This window comes from Rhodococcus sp. BH5, assembly GCF_027583855.1.
Taxonomy (GTDB): domain Bacteria; phylum Actinomycetota; class Actinomycetes; order Mycobacteriales; family Mycobacteriaceae; genus Rhodococcus_F; species Rhodococcus_F qingshengii.
The window spans coordinates 139284-160012 of the sequence record NZ_JAJHVW010000006.1; the positions used below are offsets into that span (position 1 = coordinate 139284).

Sequence of the window (20729 nt, forward strand, 5' to 3'; positions counted from 1 at the left end):
CGCTCGCCTCAGTTCTTGTATTCCGGATCGATTCGATCGAGAAGGCGAAGTAGTGCAGCCCAGGCTAATTCGTAAGCCTGGTCGTCACTGAACTCGTCTTTCACCTCGCCCGCGAATTGTCTGGCGGTGTACTCCGCCAGTTCAGGGGAGGGTAGGCGCAGACTGCCGGAAGCCTGTGCGGCGATCTGGATGTCGCATGCTTTCTCCAGGTAGAACATTCGCAGAAATGCTTCCGACGCAGTCTCGCCGACAGTCAGCAGGCCGTGATTGCGGAGAATCAGCGCGGGGTGAGTGCCGAGATCCTTCACCAACCGCTCACGCTCGACGGTGTTGAGAGCGATGCCCTCGTAGTCGTGGTAGCCGACCCGATTGTAGAACTCCATCGAGATCTGGTTGAGCGGCAGCAGACCGTCTTCCTGTGCCGCTACGGCGCAGCCGGCCTTGGTGTGCGTATGAAGGACGCACTGTGCGTCTGACCGCGCGGAGTGCACTGCCCCATGGATTACGAATCCTGCTGGGTTGACCTGATATTCGGACGGCTCGACGAGGTTCCCGTCGAGATCGATCTTGACCAGGTTGGATGCTGTGATCTCTTCGAAGAGAAGGCCGTACGGATTGATGAGGAAGTGATGTTCGGGCCCCGGTACGCGCACCGAGACGTGCGTGAAGATGAGGTCCGTCATCTTGAAGTGGGCGAGCAACCGGTAGACGGCGGCGAGTTCGCGGCGAAGTTCCAGTTCGGACTTGGCAATTGTTGGCGGGGTGGTGGCCGGCGCGCTCATGCGGTCTCCGTTTCTATGAGCAGTAACTTTCGTTTAAATATATCAATCGATATATTTAAACGTCAATGGTTGCCGTACACCAAAACGTAGGAGCCCCACTCGTGCTCAGGGTGGGCTAATCTCGCATTCGCTGTGCCCTCGGCGCGCGCAGCAGTCGCCGAGAAGGGGAGTGCATACATGTACGGAACGATTCGCGAATCACCGACGACCGCTGAACTTGTGGACCAGCTCAGTCGCCGTGGGTTCTTCGGGGTCGGCGCAGTGGCAGCGGCCGCCATCCTTGCGGGGTGTTCGACTACATCAGATGCTTCTGATGCCGGCGAACAACGTGAGGTGATCAATGCGCTCGGAACCACCACGATCTCGGGAAAGCCGGAAAGGATCGTTGTTGCCAGCGACTTCACGGATCTGGAATTCCTGCTCTCGCTCGGCGTTCACCCAGTCGCCTACGGCAGCACAGGATCGTGGGACCGCGGTTCACTGCCTTGGCAGAGCACCGCGGGAATAGCCGACCTCGAAAGCTTCGGCACCACAGGCGAAATCAACCCGGAAATCATCGCGCGCTACTCGCCGGACCTCATCATCGGAATGAAGACTTATCTCGAACCTGCAGCCGAGAGGCTCAGTCAGATCGCTCCGGTCATCGCGCTGGACTGGACCACCTCGTGGCGTGACGGCGTCGCCACGGTCGGGCAGGCAGCTTTTGTCGACGAGGCTGCTGCTGCAGCGATCGCCCGGACCGACGCTCTGATCTCCGACACCGCAGCTTCCCTGAACGGCTTGGGTGGCAAGACGATCATGATCGGCTCGATGTACGGCGATCAGTTGTATGTGCAGGGGGATGCCAGTGCGCCCGGGGTTCTGCTGCGCGAACTCGGACTCGACTATCGCGGATACAACGCCGAGCAGATGACTGCGCTGTCGATGGAGCAGGCGGAGGTACTCGCACCCGCAGACATTTTGCTCAGCCTCGCTTCTGATCAGGAAGCGACGACGAGGTTGGAGAACTTCGCAGTTTTCCAGAACCTCCCCGCGGTGAAGGCGCGAGCCTATGCGCCGGTCGAACTTCTGCTCTCGAATGCCTTTGTCGACAATTTCGGTCCACTGAGCGCACCGTACGCCTTGCCGCAGCTCGCCGAGGTCTTGACCGGGCTTGCGGCGGGCCAGGGAAAACAGCTCCCCTGACCTCGCTTCCGAGCCTATTGACGCCGCGTCGGCCTAGCATCGAAACATGGTGGACATAGATCTGACGGGCCGCGCCGCAGTAGTCGGCGGATCACAACCGCTGCGAGCGATACTCGAAACCCCCACTACCCCCGGCCCGTGGCCGGGGGTAGTGATGATTCACGAGGCCTTCGGGCTCGAGGAGGTGATGCAGCGGCAAGCCAAGCGGCTGGCCGCTGCGGGGTTTTTGACGCTTGCTGTCGACCTCTACAGCGCGGGCGGGGCGAAGCGGTGCCTAGTGCCCACCATGACGTCGATGCTTCGAGGACACGGCAAGGCGTTCACCGACATCGAAGTCGCTCGCAGTTGGCTGGTGGAATCCCGGGACTGCACCGGAAAGATCGGTGTCATCGGATTCTGCATGGGCGGCGGCTTCGCGATGGTCAGCGCCGGAGATTTCGACGCTGCCTCGGTCAATTACGGTCAGCTTCCACGCAAACTCGATGAGGCCGTGGTGGATGCGTGCCCGATCGTCGGGAGTTTCGGAGGCAAGGACTTTTCGCTCCGGGGCGCGGCAGCGAAGCTGGAGACGGCGCTCAGCAATGCCGGTATCGAGAACGACGTCAAGGAGTACCCCACCGCCGGCCACGCGTTCCTCAACGACGCGGAGGCCGGACCCAAGGTGCTTCGTCCTTTGGAGCGCATCCTCGGAATCGGTCCCGATCCTGTTGCAGCGCAGGATGCCTGGAAGCGAATCGACTCGTTCTTCGAGCGCCACCTGGCGTGATCAGCGACTGGTTCTCTCACCGCCGTTGACTGCCAATACCTGACCGGTGATCTGCCGGGCACCCGGTGAGGCCAAGAAATGGACGGCTGATGCGATGTCGTCCGGGGTTCCGGCGCGCTTGGTGCTGGTGGATTCGATCAGCATCGCGCGACGCTCGTCCGTCAGAAAGTCCCGGAAGAACTCGGTGTCGGCGATGTAACCGGGGGAGACGATGTTCGCCGTGATGCCTTCTGGGCCCAGTTCGGCGGCCAGATCGACATTCCACGTCGCAACTGCTGCTTTGGCAGCGCCGTACGCTCCAGCTCCCTTGTCGGCGGCAATCGATCCGATGGTGATGACGGCACCGCCACTGGGGATTCGATCTCGAACTGCTGCTGTGGTCAACACTGCCGAGATCAGATTGGAGTCCAGATTGGCCCGCCACCCGGCGGCCAGGGATTCCAGATCTGACGGCGCTTCACGATCGAAGTCCGTGTTACCGCCGGCGCAGTGCGCCACGACGTCGATGGTTCCCGGAAGCGAATCCTGCAGCCGCTTCAGGTCTTTCGGGTCGGAGTTGTCACACGTCAAGGCGTGAACATTATCGCCCAACTCCTCCGCGGTCTTTTCGAGTGGTTCCGTGCGTCGGCCGGTGACAAAAACGGTGTCTCCGTCCCGGGCGAACGCCGCTGCAATTGCGCGCCCGATCCCTGTTCCGCCGCCGGTTACCAGAACTGTGCGTGTCATGCCTACCTCCGTGAGCTACGTTTAGACCTATACGAAGAACGTATCATTTAGAGCTAAACGAGGTGTGCAGTGGTGGGCGACTACAACCCGGACGACGCGGTGGACGCGGTTGCCTTGGCGTGGCTTCGCGAAAGGCCGGGCACGCCCGTAGAGGGTATCGGCATCGTCACCAGGCTGTGGATGTGCGCCAAGCTGCTCGGTGAGGATCGCCGACGGGTACTCGCCACGGCCGGTGCGGACACAGCGACGCTGGACCTGCTCAGTGTCCTGCGGCGATCCGGCGAGCCGTATCAGTTGACGACTCGCCAGATCACCGAGCAGACCGGAGTCACGGCCGGTGCGATCTCGCAGCGACTCGCGCGCGCGGAGAACGCGGGTCTGGTGGAGAGGTCCTCCGCCGCGCAAGGGTCACGAATAGTGCTCGTGACCCTCACTGCCGCCGGTCACGAACTGGTGGAGCAATTGGTGGACCGAGTTCTCGGCCGTGAAGCCGAACTGACGTCGATTCTCACCGAGCAGCAGCAGGCCGAACTCACCGAACTGCTGCGTGTCTTTCTCGACGGCCTACGCGGCGAACTCGGTGACTCCGGCGTCGCGCACGTCGGGGCTTGATCAGGACAGGCGCTCGAAGACCGCAGCCAGGCCCTGCCCGCCGCCGATGCACATCGTCTCGAGGCCGTAACGCGCTTCGCGACGGTCCATCTCGCGCAACAGGGTGGCCAGGATTCGTCCACCCGTGGCACCGACCGGATGTCCGAGGGAGATGCCGGAGCCGTTGGGGTTGATGCGTGGGTCGTCGGCCTCGAGATTCCAGCTCTGCAGGACTGCAAGTGCTTGTGCCGCAAAGGCTTCGTTGAGTTCGATGACGTCCATGTCCGCCAGGGTCAATCCGAGGCGGCCGAGTGCCTTCTCCGACGCCGGTACGGGGCCGATGCCCATGGTGCGCGGCGGAACGCCCGCAACGCTCCAACTCGCGAGGCGTGCGAGCGGTCGCAGTCCGAGGGTACGAGCTTTGTCGGCGGTGGTGACGATCGCCAGTGCTGCGCCGTCGTTCTGACCGCTGGCATTACCTGCAGTCACGGTGGAGTCGGGGTCGATCTTTGCGTGCATGGGACGAAGGCGCGCAAGCGATTCCATCGAGGTGTCGGCGCGTGGATGCTCGTCGGTGTCGACGAGCAGGGCCTCGCCCTTGCGCTGCGGAACGGATACCGGAACGATTTCCTCGGCGAAGACGCCGTTCTTCTGTGCGGCGACTGCACGCTGATGGGACTGAACCGCGAGTGCATCCTGATCCTCGCGGCTGATGGAGAACTCGGCGCGCAGGTTCTCTGCCGTTTCGATCATTCCGCCGGGAACCGGGAAGTCACGTCCGCCGGCTGTGACGCGGGCCCGCGCGAGACGATCGCTGAGCGCAACTCCTTCACCCTTAACGCCCCAACGCATTCCGGTTGCGTAGAACTCGGCCTGGCTCATCGACTCGGCACCGCCCGCGAGGACCAGGTCACTGCCACCGGACTGAACCTGCATGACGGCCTGGATGACTGCCTGTAATCCCGACCCGCACCGGCGATCCACCTGCATGCCGGGAACATCGATGCCCAGACCCGCGTTGAGCGCCGCGATGCGTCCGATCGCCGGAGCCTCACCGTTCGGCGAAGCCTGGCCGAGAATGACGTCGTCGATCTCCGCGCCGGAAATGCCGGTACGCGTGACGAGTTCGGTGATCAGCGTCGAGGCGAGATCTTCCGGGGCTACGTCACGGAAGACACCGCCGAAGCGGCCGACAGGGGTACGGAGCGGTTCACAGATGACAACGTCAGGCATTGGTTCTTCCTTGGGTCTGCTCGGTCAGCGGGTGGCAGCCGAGTGATTGTTGGACGACTGAGTACGTCCGAGATCGACGGAGATGGCGTCCGCGGTGGCGACTGCGGCCGGAACTAGTTCACCGCGAACAGCTTCGGCGCTGTAGCGGGCGGCTTGGGTGGAGATGTTGACGGCCGCGACCACGTCACCGGTCGCGTCCCGGATGGGTGCGGCGAGCGAGCGCAGACCCTCTTCGAGTTCCTGATCGACAATCGCGAACCCGTCGGCGCGAATCTTCTCGAGTTCGGCACGCAGACCGTCCGCGGTGGAGATGGTCTTGCCGGTCAGGCGGGCGAAGGACACTCGGGCGAGGTAGGCGTTTAATGCGTCGTCGGGTAGGCCCGCGAGCAGGACCCTGCCCATGGACGTCGCATAGGCGGGAAAGCGCGTGCCGATGGTGATGGACACCGTCATGATGCGGCTGACCGGAACACGAGCCACGTACACGACGTCGTCACCGTCGAGGATCGACACGGACGTGGATTCACGGACCTTGGCGGACAAGGCTTCCAGATGCGGCCCGGCGATCTCGGGAAGGGACAGACTGGAGAGGTAGCTGTAGCCGAGTTCGAGGACACGGGGCGTCAACCAGAACACCGAACCGTCAGTACGTACGTATTCGAGTTCGACGAGTGTGAGTAGGAAGCGGCGAGCGGTCGCACGCGTGAGATCGGTGTGCCGGGCAACCTCGCTGAGGGTGCGACGCGGGTGCTCACCGTCGAAAGCCTTGATGACGGAAAGCCCACGGGCCAGCGACTGCACGTAGTCCGGGGACGGTCCCGGCGCCTGCTCGCTGCTGTTCTCACTCATGTTGTCTCGTTCTCCTCAGGTTCGGCCGAGAGGTCCGCGAGTGCTTGCTTTCCCAGCGCAAAAGCCAAGTTGCTGTTCGGCACACCCGCGTAGACCGCGGTATGGAGAAATACTTCCACGAGTTCGTCGGGATCGATCCCGGCACGCAGCGCAGCGCGAATGTGCATGTCGAGTTCGTGTTCGTTGCCGACGGCGGTGAGGATCGCGAGAGTGAGGAGCCTGCGGGTGTGGTGATCGAGGCCGGGGCGCGACCAGATGTCACCCCACGCCGTGCGAGTGATGAAGTCCTGGAAAGGGGCGGTGAACTCGGTGGCACCGGCAATGGAACGGTCGACGTGGGCGTCGCCGAGCACCTGGCGTCGTACGGTCATGCCGGCCGACACCGCGGCGCTACGTTGGGCGAGCGCAGATGTGTGCGAGGCAATATGCGTTGCAAGTAGTTTGGTGACGCGCCCGGCTTGTTCGACGTTGGCCAGGTGTGCGCCCGGATCGACCACGTGCAGTACCGCATCGGCGATGCCGTCGGCGATCGCACCCAACGTCGACGGAGGCGTCGCCGGATCCTGCTCGCCCGCGACGAGGAGCGTCGGAGCGACGATGCGGGCCAGGTCGTTGCGGCCGTCCCACGTCGAAAGCGCCTCGCAGCAGGCGGCATAGCCCTCGTCGGGTGTGGCTTCGACCATCGCGACGTGGCGGGCGACAAGCTCCGGATCGTTTTCGGCCAGTCCCGGCGTGAACCAGCGTCCGACGACGGCGGCCGCGATGGACGCGATGCCGTCCGCACGGACAGCCTGCGCACGATCGATCCACGGTTGAGCCGGGGCGAACTGCGAGGACGTGCACATCAACGTCAACGTCTCGACGCGAGTGGGGTGGTGCGCGGCGATCCATTGGCTGACAGCGCCGCCGAGGGAGAGCCCGACGAGATGTACGGACTCGAGTTCGAGCGAATCGAGGAGAGCGATGACATCGCCGGCGAGATCGGCAATTGAGTAGGGGCCCGTAGCCACCGGTGACTTGCCGTGGCCGCGATGGTCGACGGCGATGACGCGGTAGCGATTCGACAGCGCGTGAATCTGCGGCTGCCACATGGACAGATCGGATCCGAGTGAACCCAGGAGAACCACTGCCGGGGCATCGAGATTGCCGGTCTGTTGAAAGTTGAGCGCGACGCTCATCGAGATCCTCCTGTGGGGCGTTCGGCGAGGGCGCGGTCGACCAGATCGGTGGCGTGGCCCAGATAGTGTGCGGGGTCGAGTAGTTCGGCGATCTCGGTTTCGCTCAGGTGCTCTGCGATGGCGGGATCACGATCCAATCTGGTTCCGGAAGTGGCTGCCGCGGTGACGATGTCGCGCGCTCGATCAGTGTGTGCGGACAGGGCCTTGGTGACACGCTCGGCGAGAATCAGGCCACCGGTGATGTCGAGATTGCGAGCCATCGACTCGGTGTGTACTTGCAGGCCGGTGAGGCTCACGGAAAGCTGGTGCGCCGCTCCGCCTGCCAGACGCAGGAGATCGGTGACTGTTTCCCACTCGGCGTGCCAGGGGCCTGCGGCGCGAGCGAATTCGTGATCCATGTTCGACAGGGCTGTGGCCACCAGCGCGGGAGCACGTCGCGCTGCCGCGCGGGCGGTGATCGCGGCAACCGGATTCTGCTTGTGCGGCATGGCCGAAGAGCCGCCCGGAGCGCTCTCGGCGACCTCGGACAGTTCGGTGGACGCCATGACGGAGATGTCGGTGGCGGGCTTGGAAACGGCGCCGGCGACGATACCGAGTGTGGTCGCGAGTTCTGCGATGGTCACGCGGTCGGTGTGCCACGGAGTGACCTGCCTGGCCAGACCGAGTTCGTCGGCCAGCGCGTCGGCGATCCTGAGCCCGTCGGGATACAACGCAGCGAGTGTTCCTGCGGCTCCGCCGAACTGAACCGGCAACGTGGACAGCACGATCTCGAGGCGAATCGCTGCGGCGTCGAGTGCCGTGAACCAACTCGATGCCAGAAGGCCGAAAGTGGTCGGAAGTGCTTGCTGGCCCAGAGTTCTCGCGACCATCGGAGTGGAGCGATGGAGGCGGGCGAGGTGGGCGGCGGAATCGGCGGCGCGCGTCAGGTCGGCCAGAACCACCGCGCCCGCGCGTCGCGTCAACAGCATCAGCGCACAGTCCATGATGTCCTGGCTGGTGGCTCCCGGATGCACCACGGAGGCAGGCACACCTTCCTGTCCCACCCTTTCGCGAAGCGTCTTCACCAGCGGAATGACGGGATTTCCACCGGCTGCCGACGCCCGGCCGAGCGCCACGATGTCCAGACCACCCGGTTGTGAGAGTTCGGCCGCAGCAGCAGCCACCGCGGCGCAATGTTCCCCGTCCGCCAATCCGACGGTGGCCATCGCACAACTCAGTGCGGCCTCCACGTCGAGCAACGCGGTGACCCACGCCTGGTCGGACAGGTGCTCCGATACGCGGGTGGCCCCGAACACCGGGTCGAACAGTGCGCCGCGAGTGGGCATGTGTACTCCTCTTACAGCTCGAAGAAGGGCGTCTCGACGCCGTTCGCGTCCTCGTCCTGAACATAGACCGTCCAGGAGTACCCACCGTCGACCTTGGTTGCAACCAGCTTCGCGCGTTCGGTTTCGCTCAGTGAGGACAGCACCGGATCTGTTGCGTGTGCGTCGGCGTCTTCGGGGAAGTACAAGCGGGTGACCAGGCGGTCGAGCATGCCGCGAGCGAAGACCGACACGTTCACGTGTGGGGCCTCGTCCGCATCCGTTTCAGTGGGCTGCGCACCGGGCTTGACAGTGTGGACCAATGCAGTGCCCGTGGGATCCGCTGCGCTGCGGGCGAATCCGCGAAAACCAGCCGGAGTGAGCTCCACTGCGCCACGGGGATCGTCCGGATGGTTGAAGCGTCCGAGCGTATCGGCCTGCCATGTTTCGATCATCGCGTCGGCGACGGGTGTACGGGCGCCGTCGATCACCGTGATGGCCAGCGTGATTCGTCCGGGGGCATCGGCGGGAGCGGCGTCGGGGCCGTCCGTCCAGGGGAGGCCGATGTGCCAGTACGGCCCGACGGTCTGAGAGGGCGTGACACCGAAGGGGGCGGTGGTGAAGTCGCCGGGGACGACCGGATAAGTGGGTGCGGGCTTCGCGGTGTGATCAGTCATCGTGGTCTTCCTCGTTCTCGAATACGGAGGCGTTACGGCCGCGCAGGACGATGTCGAAGCGGAACCCGAGAGCCCAGTTGGGGACTGTGGCGTCGTAGTCGAAGACGCTGACCATGCGGTGACGTGCTGCTTCGGGTACCGCGTTGTAGATCGGGTCCTGGAAGAACATCGGATCGTCGGGGAAGTACATCTGCGTCACGAGGCGCTGCGTGAATGCCGTGCCGAACAGCGAGAAATGGATGTGGGCCGGTCGCCAGGCGTTGTCGTGGTTCATCCACGGGTAGGCGCCCGGCTTGATCGTGGTGAAGCTGTAGTGGCCGTTCGCGTCGGTGACGCAGCGACCCAGGCCGTTGAAGAACGGATCCAGCGGCGCGGGCCAGTTGTCGCCGGTGTGGCGGTAGCGTCCACCTGCGTTGGCCTGCCATACCTCGAGCAGTGTGTGGGGGACGGGTTTTCCGTCGCCGTCGAGTACGCGGCCGTGAACGACGATGCGCTGTCCCTGTGCTTCGCCGCCGTTGGCAATGGTCAGGTCGTTTTCGCCGGCGCCGACGCGATCCTCGCCGAATACCGGCCCGGTGAGCTCCGTGAGCCGCTGGGGGAGCAGCTTCAGCGGCTGCTTCGGGTGGCGAAGGGAAGTCGTCTTGTAGTCCGCGAAATCGGCCGGGGCGTTGACGCCAGTCGGCCGCTGGTACCTCGGCGGTAGATGCAGCATAGGGAACCTCGTCGTTCGGTTACGTGAAGTTGTTCGCAATGTGTACATGTGTTGCGCTCTGCGAACAGAATAGTTCGTAGATGTGACCCAGGCAATGCCGGGGGCGAAAAATGTTCGTTATGCGGACGGGGGTTCACAATACGTACGGGTCGCGCTACTGTGATCGACATGATGGACAAAGTCATTCCCACTGCTGCCGAGGCCGTCGCCGACGTGCCGGACGGCGTCACGATCGCTGTTGGAGGTTTCGGGCTCGTCGGAGTGCCGGAAATCCTCATCGATGCGCTCCTCGAGCAGGGCGCGACATCACTCGAAACGGTGAGCAACAACTGCGGCACCGACGGGTTCGGGCTCGGAGTGCTTCTTGAGAAGGGGCGTATCCGTCGTACTGTCAGCTCGTACGTCGGCTCCAACAAGGAGTTCGCGCGTCAGTACCTTTCCGGTGAGCTGGAAGTCGAACTCACGCCGCAGGGCACGCTCGCCGAGCGCATGCGCGCCGGGGGAGCGGGCATCCCCGCGTTCTTCACCCCGGCCGGCGTCGGCACCCAGGTCGCCGACGGCGGCCTGCCACTGCGTTACGACGGTAACGGCGGCATCGCAGTTGCCAGTCCGCCCAAGGAAACTCGTGACTTCGACGGCGTCACCTACGTGATGGAGCGCGGCATCGTCGCCGACTATGCACTGGTCCATGCCTGGATAGGTGACCGGCACGGCAACCTCGTCTACCGCGCGAGTACCCAGAACTTCAATCCGGCTGCAGCAACGTCGGGGCGCATCACCATTGCGCAGGTCGAGCACCTCGTAGAGCCGGGTGAGCTCGACCCCGCCGAGATCCACACGCCGGGCATTCACGTTCAGCGTGTTGTCCACGTCGGCCCCGTGACGGTCGGCATCGAGAATCGGACGGTACGAGCATGACTTCTGTACTACCCACCAAACTCACCCGCGAAGAGATGGCGGCCCGCGTCGCGCGCGAACTCGAGGACGGGCAGTACGTGAACCTCGGCATCGGTATGCCGACGCTGGTTCCGAACTACCTCCCGACCGATATCACCGTTGTATTGCACTCGGAGAACGGCGTTCTGGGCGTGGGGCCGTACCCGACCGAGGACGAACTCGATCCCGAGCTGATCAATGCGGGCAAGGAGACCATCACCGTTCTCCCCGGTGCGTCGTTCTTCGACTCCTCAGCGTCGTTCGGCATGATCCGCGGCGGCCAGGTCGACGTTGCCGTGCTCGGTGCCATGCAGGTCAGTGCCACCGGAGACCTCGCGAACTGGATGATCCCCGGCCACATGGTCAAAGGCATGGGCGGCGCGATGGATCTGGTCCACGGCGCAAAGCGCGTCATCGTGATGATGGAGCACGTCTCGAAGAAGGGTGAGCACAAGATCGTCGAGGAGTGCTCGCTTCCGCTGACCGGTAAGGGCTGCGTCCAGCGAATCATCACCGACATGGCCGTGATCGACGTGACTGACGACGGTCTCCGCCTGGTGGAGACGGCGCCGGGCATCAGCGTCGAGGACGTGGTTGCTGCTACCGGAGCGAAACTGATTCTTTGACAGTCTGTTTCATCTGATGGCTCAGCCGCCGGGTCGTGACTTCCATCCGACCTGGCGGCTGTTTTACGCCCCGACGTCGTTCAGCTCGCTCTCGACCGGAATCCAGAGCTCGAACCGTGCGACGGTGAAATCGTCGTTGTATTCGGTACGCATGATCTCGGGACCAGGTACGGAGCGAAAAGGGTTGGCAGGGAACCATTCCGTGTAGATATCTCGCCACAAATACTGCACAGATTCGATTTCCGACCCGTCGGCGGTGAAGACGGCCCACGTGTGTGCGTCGACCGTCAGCACATCGAAACCCGTGGGTGAAGGTTTGCCGGTGACCACTCCCAGGTAGTAATCCAGTTCTGTGCCTTCGGTTCTGGGATGCGCCAAATTGTCGACGACACTGACGATTCCCGCCGGGTCCTGATCGGAGAGCTCGCGCAACCCTCGCAACGCAACCTTGTCCACGGAGCGGGTGAAATCTTCGATCGCAGAATTGGGACCTTCGTGAACCAATGGAACCCGGGTCTTGAACCCGACTACCGTCAGGGCAGGTTTGTCCACAAGCATGTAGTCCATCGGTGTGGCTCCTTCCAGTGTCACGTGAATGACAAGTTTCTGTTGGGATTTGAGAACGGCGGGAGCGCGTGTGACCGCGCCGGGGCTCACGCCGTGAAATGCGGTGAACGCTCGTGTGAAGGCCTCCGCGGACGAGTAGCCGTACTTCACGGCGGTCTCCAACACTCCTGATCTGCTGACGGACAACTCGGCACCAGCCAGGGTGAGTCGACGTCGACGGATGTATTCGGATACGGGAATGCCGGCCAGGGCCGAGAACATCCTCCGAAAGTGATACTCCGAGGTGGTTGCCAGCCTTGCCATCTCGGCTGTCTCGATCTCGCCGCTCAGATTGCTTTCGATGTAGTCGAGCGCGCGGTTCAGTCCGTCGATCATCGTGTCTTCCTGTTCACGGGTTTCACGCTACGCAGATCACTTGGGCCGTACCCGACTATCCGTGCCCGAAAAAGTAGGGCAGGAAATGCATCTGGACAACTCAGTTAATCATCATTATCTTGAATCGAACATCGATGGTTGACCAGGAGGCACAGTGAGCACCCGTTTTCCGCAGGCTGAATTGACCGAGGTGCCCGAGGACATCGCCGCCAAGATTCTCGAGATCCAGGAGAAGTCGGGGTTCGTGCCCAACGTCTTCCTGATGTTCGCTCGGCGCCCAGCCGAGTTCCGGGCATTCTTCGCATACCACGACGCGATCATGCTCAAGGAAGATTCCGCACTCACCAAGGGTGATCGAGAAATGATCGTCACCACGATCTCTGCGGCCAACAAATGTACGTACTGCGTTGTCGCGCACGGCGCAATTCTGCGTATCTACGAGAAGAAGCCGTTGGTTGCCGACCAGGTTGCGGTCAACTATCGCACCGCAGAGATCTCCGATCGTCAGCGCGCGATGCTCGACTTCGCCACCAAGGTGAACTCCGCCTCACACGAAATCGCCGACGCCGACTTCGACGCCCTCCGTGTGCACGGCTTCGGCGACGAGGACGCGTGGGACATCGCCGCGATCACTGCATTCTTCGGGCTCAGCAATCGCATGGCGAGTTTCTCCGGCATGCTGCCCAATCCGGAGTTCTACCTGATGGGGCGCGTTCCGCGGTCCTGATTCCTGCGGGTAGAGCAGCAGCTCTCAATTTTTCGGACCGACCGGTCGTAACGTCTGGAAGTCAGCCGACGAAGTAAAGGCTGTCCACGCCGGAATTGCCGTCTTCGTAAAGAAGGCCGAAAGGTTGAGCGCTATGTCGGAGAAGTCCATCGCCCATTCTCGGAGGGTCCGCTCTGCGGCCGCCGGTGCCGTACTAGCTCTCGGATTGGCGGTGGGCGGCACGGGAATTGCATCGGCAGAGCCGGAAACCGTGTGTACCCCGAGCGCTGATCCGCTGGTGACCTGCGCCGAGGAAGAGGCAGCTGCCACCACCGACGCCGACGCGGCGACGAGCACCGAGACCACGCCGGAGAAGGTTGAAGCCGGGGTCGCGGGCACGGGCAGTGCCGAAACCGCTGGTACGGACGCTGCAGCACTGGCGGAAGCCGAAGCAAAAGCCAAGGCAGCTGCCGACGCGGCAGCGAAGGCCGCCGAAGCAGCCGCGACGGCAGGGGTCGACTCGTCCGCAGCGACAGACACTTCGGTGAAGGCGACCGAGGCAATGACCCAGGCGAGCGTCGAGGCAACCAAGGCGGCGGTCGAATCGACCAAGGCCAAGGCGGAGGCCGGGGCCGCGGAACAGTCTGCCAAGGAAGCCGAAGAGGCGGCCAAGGTTGCGGAGTCCGCGGCGGCCGATGCCAAGGAGGTAGCAAAAACAGCTCAGGCAGAAGCCGACACGGCCGCAGCCAAGGCTGCGGAACTCGAGGAGGCTGCGAAGGCCGCCGGTTCGGGGCCCAAGACCGAAGAGGCAGCAAAGGCGCGCGCCGAGGCTAATGCTCTGCAGGCCAAGGCCGATGAGGCGAAGGCTGCCGCGGATGCAAACGCCAAGCTGGTCGCGGACAAGAACAAGGAAGCCGAGGAAGCCTTCAAGAACTGGGATTTCGCGAAGGCAGCCGTCGCTAAGGCTCAGGCGCTGGCCGCGGCTTGGAACGCCAAGCAGCTCGCGATCACCGTCAAGGAAACTCAGAAGGTGGCCACCGCCGCTGAAACCACGGCCAAGGCAGCCGAGTCCGCAGCTGCCACCGAGGTAGAAGCTGCTACCGCCGCCCGTAAGGCCGCAGATCAAGCGGCGGCTACTGCGGCTTCCGCGCAGAAGGATGCCGACGCTGCGCAGAAGGCCGCGGAGACGGCCCAGGCCGAAGCCGATGCTGCGGGCGAGGCTGCCACCGACAAGCGAGCCATCGCCGACGAAAAGGCTGCCGAAGCCGCCAAGAAGGCCGAAGCTGCCGAAGCGGCGAGCAAGAAGGCGCAGGATCTCTACCTGGCCGCCGAAGACGCGAAGGCCGCAGCCGACGCCGCGGCAGCAAAGGCCAAGGAAGCTCAGGCCGCTGCAGCCGCCGCAAAGGCCGAAGCGGATGCAGCGCAGAAGATCGTCGACGAGCTCAAGGCAAAGGGCGAGAAGGAGATCGACAACGGAACAGGCGTCGGCGGTGAAGTGATCATCGGTGAGCACACTGACGACGGCTCCGGGGTCACGAAGGTCGACGAGACCACCGCTGTAGTGAACAAGACCGGCGTCAAGCTGGTCGGCTACTACAACAACAAGGGAGCCTTCGACGTCGTCGACTACTACGTCACCGATGCCGACGGCGATCCGGCGCTCGCCGGAAGCCTGCCCCCGGTCGACCTTGCTCTCGGTGACACCGCAAGCAGCAGCACCAGCGGTAGCAGCAACTCCAACCTGCCGGCTGTATTGATCGGCGTCGGAGTCGTGGGCGCTGCCGCCGCAGCAGCTACGACGGTGGTTGTTCGTCGCAAGCGTCATGACGGCCCGGGCAACACGTCTGCGTAGCGCCGGTCTCTCGGCGGTAGCGATCCTCGCCCTCCTCGTATCCGGATGTTCGGGCGAGAACGCGGGATCGCTACCTGACCGCTCGCCGGTGCAGTCGCATATCGCGGCTGCACCGGCTTCGGTGACCGTCGATCCGGCAGAACCCGAGAGGATCGAGTTGAGGTCTGCGTCCGGGGTCACGTACCTGAGCAGTCCGTTGCACTCGGAGAAACTGATGCGCGGCGGCGAGAGTGGGCAGCAACTGAATCCCGTCGACGAACTGCCGGTGTGGTGGGGTGAAAGCGGAATGCCGGGAACGTCGACCACACAAACAGTTGTCGTGGTCGGCCACAACTACACCACTCGCGAAGCACCGTTCCGGGCGCTCCGGGTAGTGGAGCCGGGCGATCGAATTCTCCTGGGTACACCGAACGGCACGCTTGAGTACGACGTCGAAACAGTCGGACCGCTGCACAAAGGTTCGCTGCTGGGCGCTCACGAGTTGCGCGAATCGGTTCCGGGACGGCTGATCCTCGCCAATTGTGATGTCGTCGAAGGAGAGTCGACCGACGACAATTACGTTGTCATCGCCCAGCTGGCAGCGCACTGAATCCGTGGCAGTGCAAGAATAGGTACATGGATTCCCTCGGACTTCTCTCGGAACTGGTAGCTCTCGACACGGTCTCGGGGGAGGCCGCTCCTCAACGGCGGGCGATGGATTCGATTGTCTCGTTGGTTCTCTCACGTGCGCCACAGGCGAAGGTGGAGTCAGACCTGACCGGCAATCATCCCTGGGCCTTGATCACCAACGAAGCTGCACCCTCGGCCGCGAGACTACTGTTCGCCTGCCACGTGGACACGGTGCCAGTGGGCACTGTCTCCGACTGGGAGTTCGACCCGTACGCCGCACAGGTCGACGGCGAATTGTTCCTCGGCAGAGGGACATCGGATATGAAGGCCGGCCTTGTTGCCGCTACTGCCGCGGTTGTCGACGCTTTCGAACGTGGAGTCCCGGTCGCGCTGTTGCTGACGAGCGACGAGGAAATCGGATCGCTCGGGGCTGTTCGTTCGGCCGACGCCGTTGCGAATCTCGAGGTCGGGGCCGTCATCGTTCCCGAGGCGACCGGCAATCGCATCAACCTGGGGCACCGCGGCGCACTGTGGCTCGAAGTGTCCGTCAAAGGAAAAGCCGCGCACGGGAGTACGCCGCAGCGAGGAACCAACGCCGTCCTCAAACTGCTTGACGTCGTCGACCGAGCCCGGCGTGAGCTTCCGCTGTCGTCCGACGCGTTTCTGGGTGCCGAAACCTGGAACCTCGGCTTGGTCGGCGGGGGTTCGGCTCCGAACATCGTGCCGGACAGTGCACGTGCGGTGATCGATCACCGCACGGTGGGAGACGGCGCCGACCTGCTCGCGTGGTGGCGAGCCCAACCAGAAGTCGACTCGGTGGAGACGTCGATTCATCTGGGAGGTGTGCGTACCGACGCGTCGGATCCGTGGTTGGCTACCTTGCCTATCCCTGTTGCAACCGAACCGGTTTCGTACTTCACCGACGCTTCGGTACTGGCCGCCGCCGCCCCTGGTGCTCCCGTCGTGATCTGGGGCCCTGGCACTCCCTCGCTGATGCATGCGGCCAACGAAAGCGTCAAGGTTTCCGAACTGGACGATGCGATCGCTGCTTACGGTGCGGTTGCCGCCGCTTGGCCGACGGTGGACTGACGGACAATCAGTTCAGGAGCAAGCGCGATGTGGGCTGTCGACTCGGAAGAGTTGTTCATCGCCTGATCCAGAAGTCGCACAGCTTCTTCCGCGATTCTTTCCTGCGGCTGCCCGACGGTGGTCAACGGCGGGTTGCACAATTCGGAGAATGGGATGTTGTCGAAACCGGTGACCAGAACGTCGCCGGGAACGTCGATGCCCAATGTGTGACACGTCTGCAACACGCCAAGTGCGATCAAGTCGTCGGCGCAGACCAGGGCGTCGGGGCGAGTTTTGCCGGTCAGGATGATGTTGGATGCCGTGCGCCCCCACTCGATCGAGTACTCGCCGAGTTGTGTCCACTCGTCACGAGTTTCGATGCCCATTCGATCCGCGTGGCGGAAGAAGCCGGCCCGGCGAAGTTCTGTTGACGAATTGGTCAGCTCGGAACTGATGAAGGCGGCTGATTGCGCGCCACGCTCGGACAGATGCTCCATCACCAGGGATTGAGCGGCGTCGTCGTCGACGCCGACCCAGTCCGTCTGGGTATCCATTGCAAACCGGTCCAGTTGAACGACCGGAAGCGTTGCCGCGCTGGCTCGGACGGCTTCGGCACTCAGTTCGCCGTGGCACGGGCTGATGATGATTCCGTCCACTTGCCGGGAGACGAGCGACTTGAGTCGCTGCGCTTCCACGTCGGGATCGGAACGAGAATCGCACAGGAACAGTTGTAGTCCGCGCCGAGCGAGGACGTGTTCGACGTTGACCACCAGCGAAGTGAAGAAGGGGTTCGCGATACTCGGAACCACCATTCCGACAGTGTCCGTCCGATTGCGACGCAGTGAGCTGGCGATGATGTTTCCCGAGTATCCGAGAGAATCCGCGGCTCGTTTGATCGTCGCTGCAAGCTCGTCCGAGACAGGGCGGGAGCCGGACAGTGCCCGCGACACGGTGGCCGTCGACACCCCGGCCAGTTCCGCGACATCGCGAATGGTCGCCTTGCGCATGCGTCCCCCGTTTTCTGCTCGATTCGGGTCCGAGGTTATCGAACCGCACGGTCCAGTGTCCCGCATGTAACGCGATTGAGGCAATCGTTTACAAATTCGAATTGTGAAATCCTTGACACAACCCGGTGTTGATCGCATAACCTGCTAATTCATCAAGGCAATCGATTACATCGTGTGCAGATCTTGTGCATGGACATACAGCGCAAATCTTGCGCATGGAATGGGGTAGCTGAAGTGACCGCATCACCGCTCGGAGTCTTTCCGCCCAAGCCCTCGGCGCTGGCAGAGATGTTCACCGGCACGCCATCTCTCATCGGGGCCATTCACCTCCCGGCCCTGCCGGGCAGCCCGCACTACACCGGGCAGCCGGTTTCGGAAATTGCTCGCTTCGCCGTCGAGGAAGCACACGCGTATGTCGACAACGGTTTCGACGGGGTGATCGTCGAAAATCACTGGGACATACCGTTCCTCAAGCCCGGCGAACACGGATACGAAACCGCCGCGAGCATGGGAGTCATCACGGCAGCGGTGGTCGGCGAGTTCGGCAAGGCCGTCGGCGTCAGCATCCTGTCCAACGCCGGCGAGTGCGGAGTGGCCGCAGCGTGGGCGGCAGGCGCGAGTTTTGTGCGCGTCAATCAGTGGGCCAATGCCTACATTGCCAATGAGGGCTTCATCGAGGGCCAGGCCGCCAAGACGACGCGCTTCCGCCATCGCATCGGCGCCGACCCGGTCCGGATCTTCGCTGACGTGCACGTCAAGCACGGTGCGCATGCCATTGTCGCGGACCGCACTGTCGCGGAACAGACCGAAGACGCCGAGTTCTTCGACGCAGATGTTCTGATCGCGACGGGTTCGCGCACCGGTGACGCCGCTTCGGTCGACGAGGTTTCCGTGATCCGAGACAACACCGTTCTTCCCGTGATCATCGGATCCGGCATCACGGCTGCCAATGTCGCAGCGCTGATGAAGGAATGCGACGGCGCCATAGTTGCATCCTCGGTGAAGGACAATGGACGCTGGTGGGGACGGGTCGCAGGCGAGAAGGTCCGCGAACTGTCCCGGGCCGCAGGAAAGTAACCATGATTGTCTTTTGTGGATACGCCAACAACGATGTGACGGTACATGTCCCACACGTACCGGTACTCGGTGAGCGCGTTCAGGCAACGGCCATCAGTCAGATCGACGGTGGAATGAATGCAAATGCTGCGGTATCCGCGGCCAGAATGGGCGCGCAAGTGATCTTTGCCGGTGCCGTGGGCCCGGACGCGCGGTCCACCGAGTTTCTCGAATCCCTCGAGGCAGACGGCGTCGACACCAGTTGGTCGCCGCGAGATGCGTTCCTGTCGACGGCAGTTGTTCTCATCGCGCAGGACGGCGATCGCTCAATCATCAGCCAGGACGACCCGAACGATGCCGAACGAATCGGGGTTGTCATCACCCGATTGGCTGCTGCCGGTGGTGGACGGCTGTTCCTCGACGGATACCGTGCGGGCTTCCTGCCAGAGGGATTGCCGGGAAGCGTAAGTCTGGTAATCGATCTGGACGGTTGTGAAAACAAAGCCGCGGCACTGCGCGCGTTCGCTCTGGCCGACCACGTCGTCGTAGGGCGTGCCCTGTGGGAAGGCGAGTTCGGGATCGGTTTCGACCAGTGGCAGACTCTGGCCGCCGAGCACCACACCCACCTGCTGGTGACCGACGGCTCGCGAGGTTGGACACTGGCCACACCGGACGGCGAGGTGACGAGCGAACCGGCAGTAGTGGTCGACGTCGTCGATGCCGTCGGGGCCGGTGATTGCTTCGGCGGTACGTACATCGCTTTTGTCGACGCCGGGCGCTCACCGGTGGACGCCGCACGACTCGCCGGGGCATCGGCTGCATTGGCTTGCGCCACCGCAGGCCCCCGCGGATGCCCCACCCGAGATGAATTGGACAGCTTCACAGCAACATTGACCCCTCACACCCTTTTGGAGACTCGATGATGAAACGTGCATTGCCTCTGGCGCTGGGAGCTGCAGTCGCGCTCACGCTCACCGCTTGTGACTCGGCTTCGTCGAGTGACTCGAAGGACGCATCGGGGGGCTCGTCCATCCCGCAGCCGACCCGGGTCGCCGAAAGCTGTGACGGGACGAACGGCAAGCTCAAGGTCGGTCTGGTGACCATCAACCTCCAGGCGCTGTACTTCAACCAGATCAACAATGCCGCGAAGAACGTCGCGGACAAGGCAGGCGTCGACCTGCAGATCATCAGCGGCAACGACGATTCCGTCGCGCAGGCCAACGCCTTCGACAATCTGATCGCCGCCGGAGTCGACGCGATCATCGTCGATGCAATCGACACGGACGGAATCAAGCCGTCGGTGGTCAAGGCCAAGAACGCGGGCATCCCCGTCGTCGCGGTGGACGCGACCATCGACGATCCGGCACTGTCGACTCAGGTCGGTACGGCCAACGCCGAGGGTGGTGCCAAGATCGGAAACACCTTGGCCGACGTCGCGAACAACACCGGAACGGTCGGTATCGTCGGCGCGCTCAACAGCACTGTTCAGTTGGAGCGGCAGAAGGGCTTCACGGAGACCGTGACCGGCCGCGGAATGACCGTCGGCACCGTCGTGGACGGACGTAACATTCAGGAGAACGCACAGACCGCGGCGGAGAACCTGCTGACCGGCGGTGGCGACATGAAGTACGTCTACGCAACCGGTGAGCCGGCACTGATCGGTCTCGTCGCGGCGGTCAACAGTCAGAAGGCGCAGGATCGCATCGAAGCAGTCGGTTGGGATATTTCGGATCAGGCGGTAGGCGGACTCAAAGCCGGTTGGCTTAAAGGCGTGGTCCAGCAGAACACCTTCGAATTCGGCCATGAGGCAATGAATTCGGCAATCGACCTGGCTTGCGGACGCGGCGCTCCGACAAACATCCCGGTTCCCACCCAGATCGTGACCCCGGAGAACGTGGCCGACTACATGTACTACTTGGAGAAGTAA

Annotated in this window: 22 protein-coding genes; 12 read left to right on the forward strand and 10 right to left on the reverse strand. The window is 63.2% G+C overall.

All coding sequences use genetic code 11. The features are described from left to right. Positions 1-8: 8 nt before the first annotated feature. A complete protein-coding gene (locus tag RhoBH5_RS17085; RefSeq protein WP_003939863.1) occupies positions 9-782 on the reverse strand; it encodes a class II aldolase/adducin family protein in 774 nt (257 codons plus the stop codon). A 132-nt stretch (positions 783-914) separates the two neighbouring features. On the opposite strand from RhoBH5_RS17085, the gene RhoBH5_RS17090 reads away from it, so the two are divergent. Both RhoBH5_RS17090 and RhoBH5_RS17095 read left to right on the forward strand, forming a co-directional pair. Then, complete coding sequence (locus RhoBH5_RS17090) at positions 915-1967, forward strand: ABC transporter substrate-binding protein (RefSeq protein ID WP_270008568.1); 1053 nt, start codon at positions 915-917, stop codon at positions 1965-1967. Between the two features lie 46 nt (positions 1968-2013). Beyond that, the gene (locus tag RhoBH5_RS17095; RefSeq protein ID WP_050654570.1) at positions 2014-2733 is read left to right on the forward strand and encodes a dienelactone hydrolase family protein; all 720 of its coding nucleotides are present in this window, start codon (positions 2014-2016) and stop codon (positions 2731-2733) included. On the opposite strand, the gene RhoBH5_RS17100 is transcribed toward RhoBH5_RS17095, so the two are convergent. Beyond that, complete coding sequence (locus tag RhoBH5_RS17100) at positions 2734-3459, reverse strand: SDR family NAD(P)-dependent oxidoreductase (protein WP_270008569.1); 726 nt, start codon at positions 3457-3459, stop codon at positions 2734-2736. 72 nt (positions 3460-3531) lie between these two features. Between RhoBH5_RS17100 and RhoBH5_RS17105 the strand changes: the two genes are divergently transcribed. Beyond that, positions 3532-4071, forward strand: coding sequence for a MarR family winged helix-turn-helix transcriptional regulator (locus RhoBH5_RS17105; protein WP_234551249.1), 540 nt, complete (start codon positions 3532-3534; stop codon positions 4069-4071). Here the strand turns inward: RhoBH5_RS17105 and RhoBH5_RS17110 are convergent, their stop codons facing one another. From RhoBH5_RS17110 to pcaH, 6 genes are read right to left on the reverse strand one after another with little or no spacing between them, the layout of a single operon-like run. After that, positions 4072-5283 (reverse strand): acetyl-CoA C-acetyltransferase, encoded by a 1212-nt coding sequence (locus tag RhoBH5_RS17110; protein ID WP_270008570.1) that lies wholly within the window; start codon positions 5281-5283, stop codon positions 4072-4074. Positions 5284-5307: 24 nt separating this feature from the next. Then, positions 5308-6132 (reverse strand): IclR family transcriptional regulator domain-containing protein, encoded by an 825-nt coding sequence (locus RhoBH5_RS17115; protein WP_054828151.1) that lies wholly within the window; start codon positions 6130-6132, stop codon positions 5308-5310. Continuing rightward, complete coding sequence (pcaDC, locus tag RhoBH5_RS17120) at positions 6129-7310, reverse strand: bifunctional 3-oxoadipate enol-lactonase/4-carboxymuconolactone decarboxylase PcaDC (RefSeq protein WP_218695750.1); 1182 nt, start codon at positions 7308-7310, stop codon at positions 6129-6131. The genes RhoBH5_RS17115 and pcaDC overlap by 4 nt, the downstream gene beginning before the upstream one ends. Continuing rightward, the gene (pcaB, locus tag RhoBH5_RS17125) at positions 7307-8635 is read right to left on the reverse strand and encodes a 3-carboxy-cis,cis-muconate cycloisomerase (protein ID WP_270008571.1); all 1329 of its coding nucleotides are present in this window, start codon (positions 8633-8635) and stop codon (positions 7307-7309) included. The genes pcaDC and pcaB overlap by 4 nt, the downstream gene beginning before the upstream one ends. A gap of 11 nt (positions 8636-8646) precedes the next feature. Further along, complete coding sequence (pcaG, locus tag RhoBH5_RS17130) at positions 8647-9288, reverse strand: protocatechuate 3,4-dioxygenase subunit alpha (protein ID WP_042446987.1); 642 nt, start codon at positions 9286-9288, stop codon at positions 8647-8649. Then, complete coding sequence (gene pcaH / locus RhoBH5_RS17135) at positions 9281-10000, reverse strand: protocatechuate 3,4-dioxygenase subunit beta (RefSeq protein WP_007730015.1); 720 nt, start codon at positions 9998-10000, stop codon at positions 9281-9283. Before pcaH ends, pcaG begins: the two co-directional genes overlap by 8 nt. A gap of 171 nt (positions 10001-10171) precedes the next feature. Here pcaH and RhoBH5_RS17140 point away from each other — a divergent pair, with 171 nt between their 5' ends. Next, entirely contained in the window at positions 10172-10918 is a 747-nt protein-coding gene (locus tag RhoBH5_RS17140) for a CoA transferase subunit A (protein ID WP_270008634.1), read from the forward strand. Beyond that, positions 10915-11562: a CoA transferase subunit B gene (locus RhoBH5_RS17145; RefSeq protein ID WP_007730017.1), complete on the forward strand. Its 648-nt coding sequence runs from the start codon at positions 10915-10917 to the stop codon at positions 11560-11562. Before RhoBH5_RS17140 ends, RhoBH5_RS17145 begins: the two co-directional genes overlap by 4 nt. A 63-nt stretch (positions 11563-11625) precedes the next feature. Here RhoBH5_RS17145 and RhoBH5_RS17150 read toward each other — a convergent pair whose 3' ends face one another. Continuing rightward, complete coding sequence (locus tag RhoBH5_RS17150; protein WP_063315728.1) at positions 11626-12504, reverse strand: AraC family transcriptional regulator; 879 nt, start codon at positions 12502-12504, stop codon at positions 11626-11628. A 154-nt stretch (positions 12505-12658) separates the two neighbouring features. Here RhoBH5_RS17150 and RhoBH5_RS17155 point away from each other — a divergent pair, with 154 nt between their 5' ends. The 4 genes from RhoBH5_RS17155 (at position 12659) to RhoBH5_RS17170 (ending at position 16760) form a co-directional block, all read left to right on the forward strand. Continuing rightward, complete coding sequence (locus tag RhoBH5_RS17155) at positions 12659-13231, forward strand: peroxidase-related enzyme (RefSeq protein ID WP_003940498.1); 573 nt, start codon at positions 12659-12661, stop codon at positions 13229-13231. A 133-nt stretch (positions 13232-13364) separates the two neighbouring features. Further along, positions 13365-15062 (forward strand): hypothetical protein, encoded by a 1698-nt coding sequence (locus RhoBH5_RS17160; protein WP_270008572.1) that lies wholly within the window; start codon positions 13365-13367, stop codon positions 15060-15062. Beyond that, on the forward strand, positions 15034-15651 hold the full coding sequence (locus RhoBH5_RS17165) for a sortase domain-containing protein (protein ID WP_007730021.1): 618 nt from the start codon (positions 15034-15036) through the stop codon (positions 15649-15651). Before RhoBH5_RS17160 ends, RhoBH5_RS17165 begins: the two co-directional genes overlap by 29 nt. 26 nt (positions 15652-15677) lie before the next feature. Then, positions 15678-16760 carry a M20/M25/M40 family metallo-hydrolase gene (locus tag RhoBH5_RS17170; RefSeq protein ID WP_054828142.1) on the forward strand — a complete coding sequence of 361 codons (1083 nt, stop codon included), beginning with the start codon at positions 15678-15680 and terminating at the stop codon, positions 16758-16760. On the opposite strand, the gene RhoBH5_RS17175 is transcribed toward RhoBH5_RS17170, so the two are convergent. Beyond that, complete coding sequence (locus RhoBH5_RS17175; RefSeq protein ID WP_003939717.1) at positions 16721-17746, reverse strand: LacI family DNA-binding transcriptional regulator; 1026 nt, start codon at positions 17744-17746, stop codon at positions 16721-16723. The genes RhoBH5_RS17170 and RhoBH5_RS17175 overlap by 40 nt on opposite strands. A 234-nt stretch (positions 17747-17980) precedes the next feature. Between RhoBH5_RS17175 and RhoBH5_RS17180 the strand changes: the two genes are divergently transcribed. From RhoBH5_RS17180 to RhoBH5_RS17190, 3 genes are read left to right on the forward strand one after another with little or no spacing between them, the layout of a single operon-like run. Further along, positions 17981-18823 carry a BtpA/SgcQ family protein gene (locus RhoBH5_RS17180; protein WP_003940276.1) on the forward strand — a complete coding sequence of 281 codons (843 nt, stop codon included), beginning with the start codon at positions 17981-17983 and terminating at the stop codon, positions 18821-18823. A gap of 2 nt (positions 18824-18825) precedes the next feature. After that, complete coding sequence (locus tag RhoBH5_RS17185; RefSeq protein ID WP_165638957.1) at positions 18826-19725, forward strand: carbohydrate kinase family protein; 900 nt, start codon at positions 18826-18828, stop codon at positions 19723-19725. Next, positions 19722-20729, forward strand: a complete 1008-nt coding sequence (locus tag RhoBH5_RS17190) for a substrate-binding domain-containing protein (protein WP_270008573.1) — start codon at positions 19722-19724, stop codon at positions 20727-20729. Before RhoBH5_RS17185 ends, RhoBH5_RS17190 begins: the two co-directional genes overlap by 4 nt.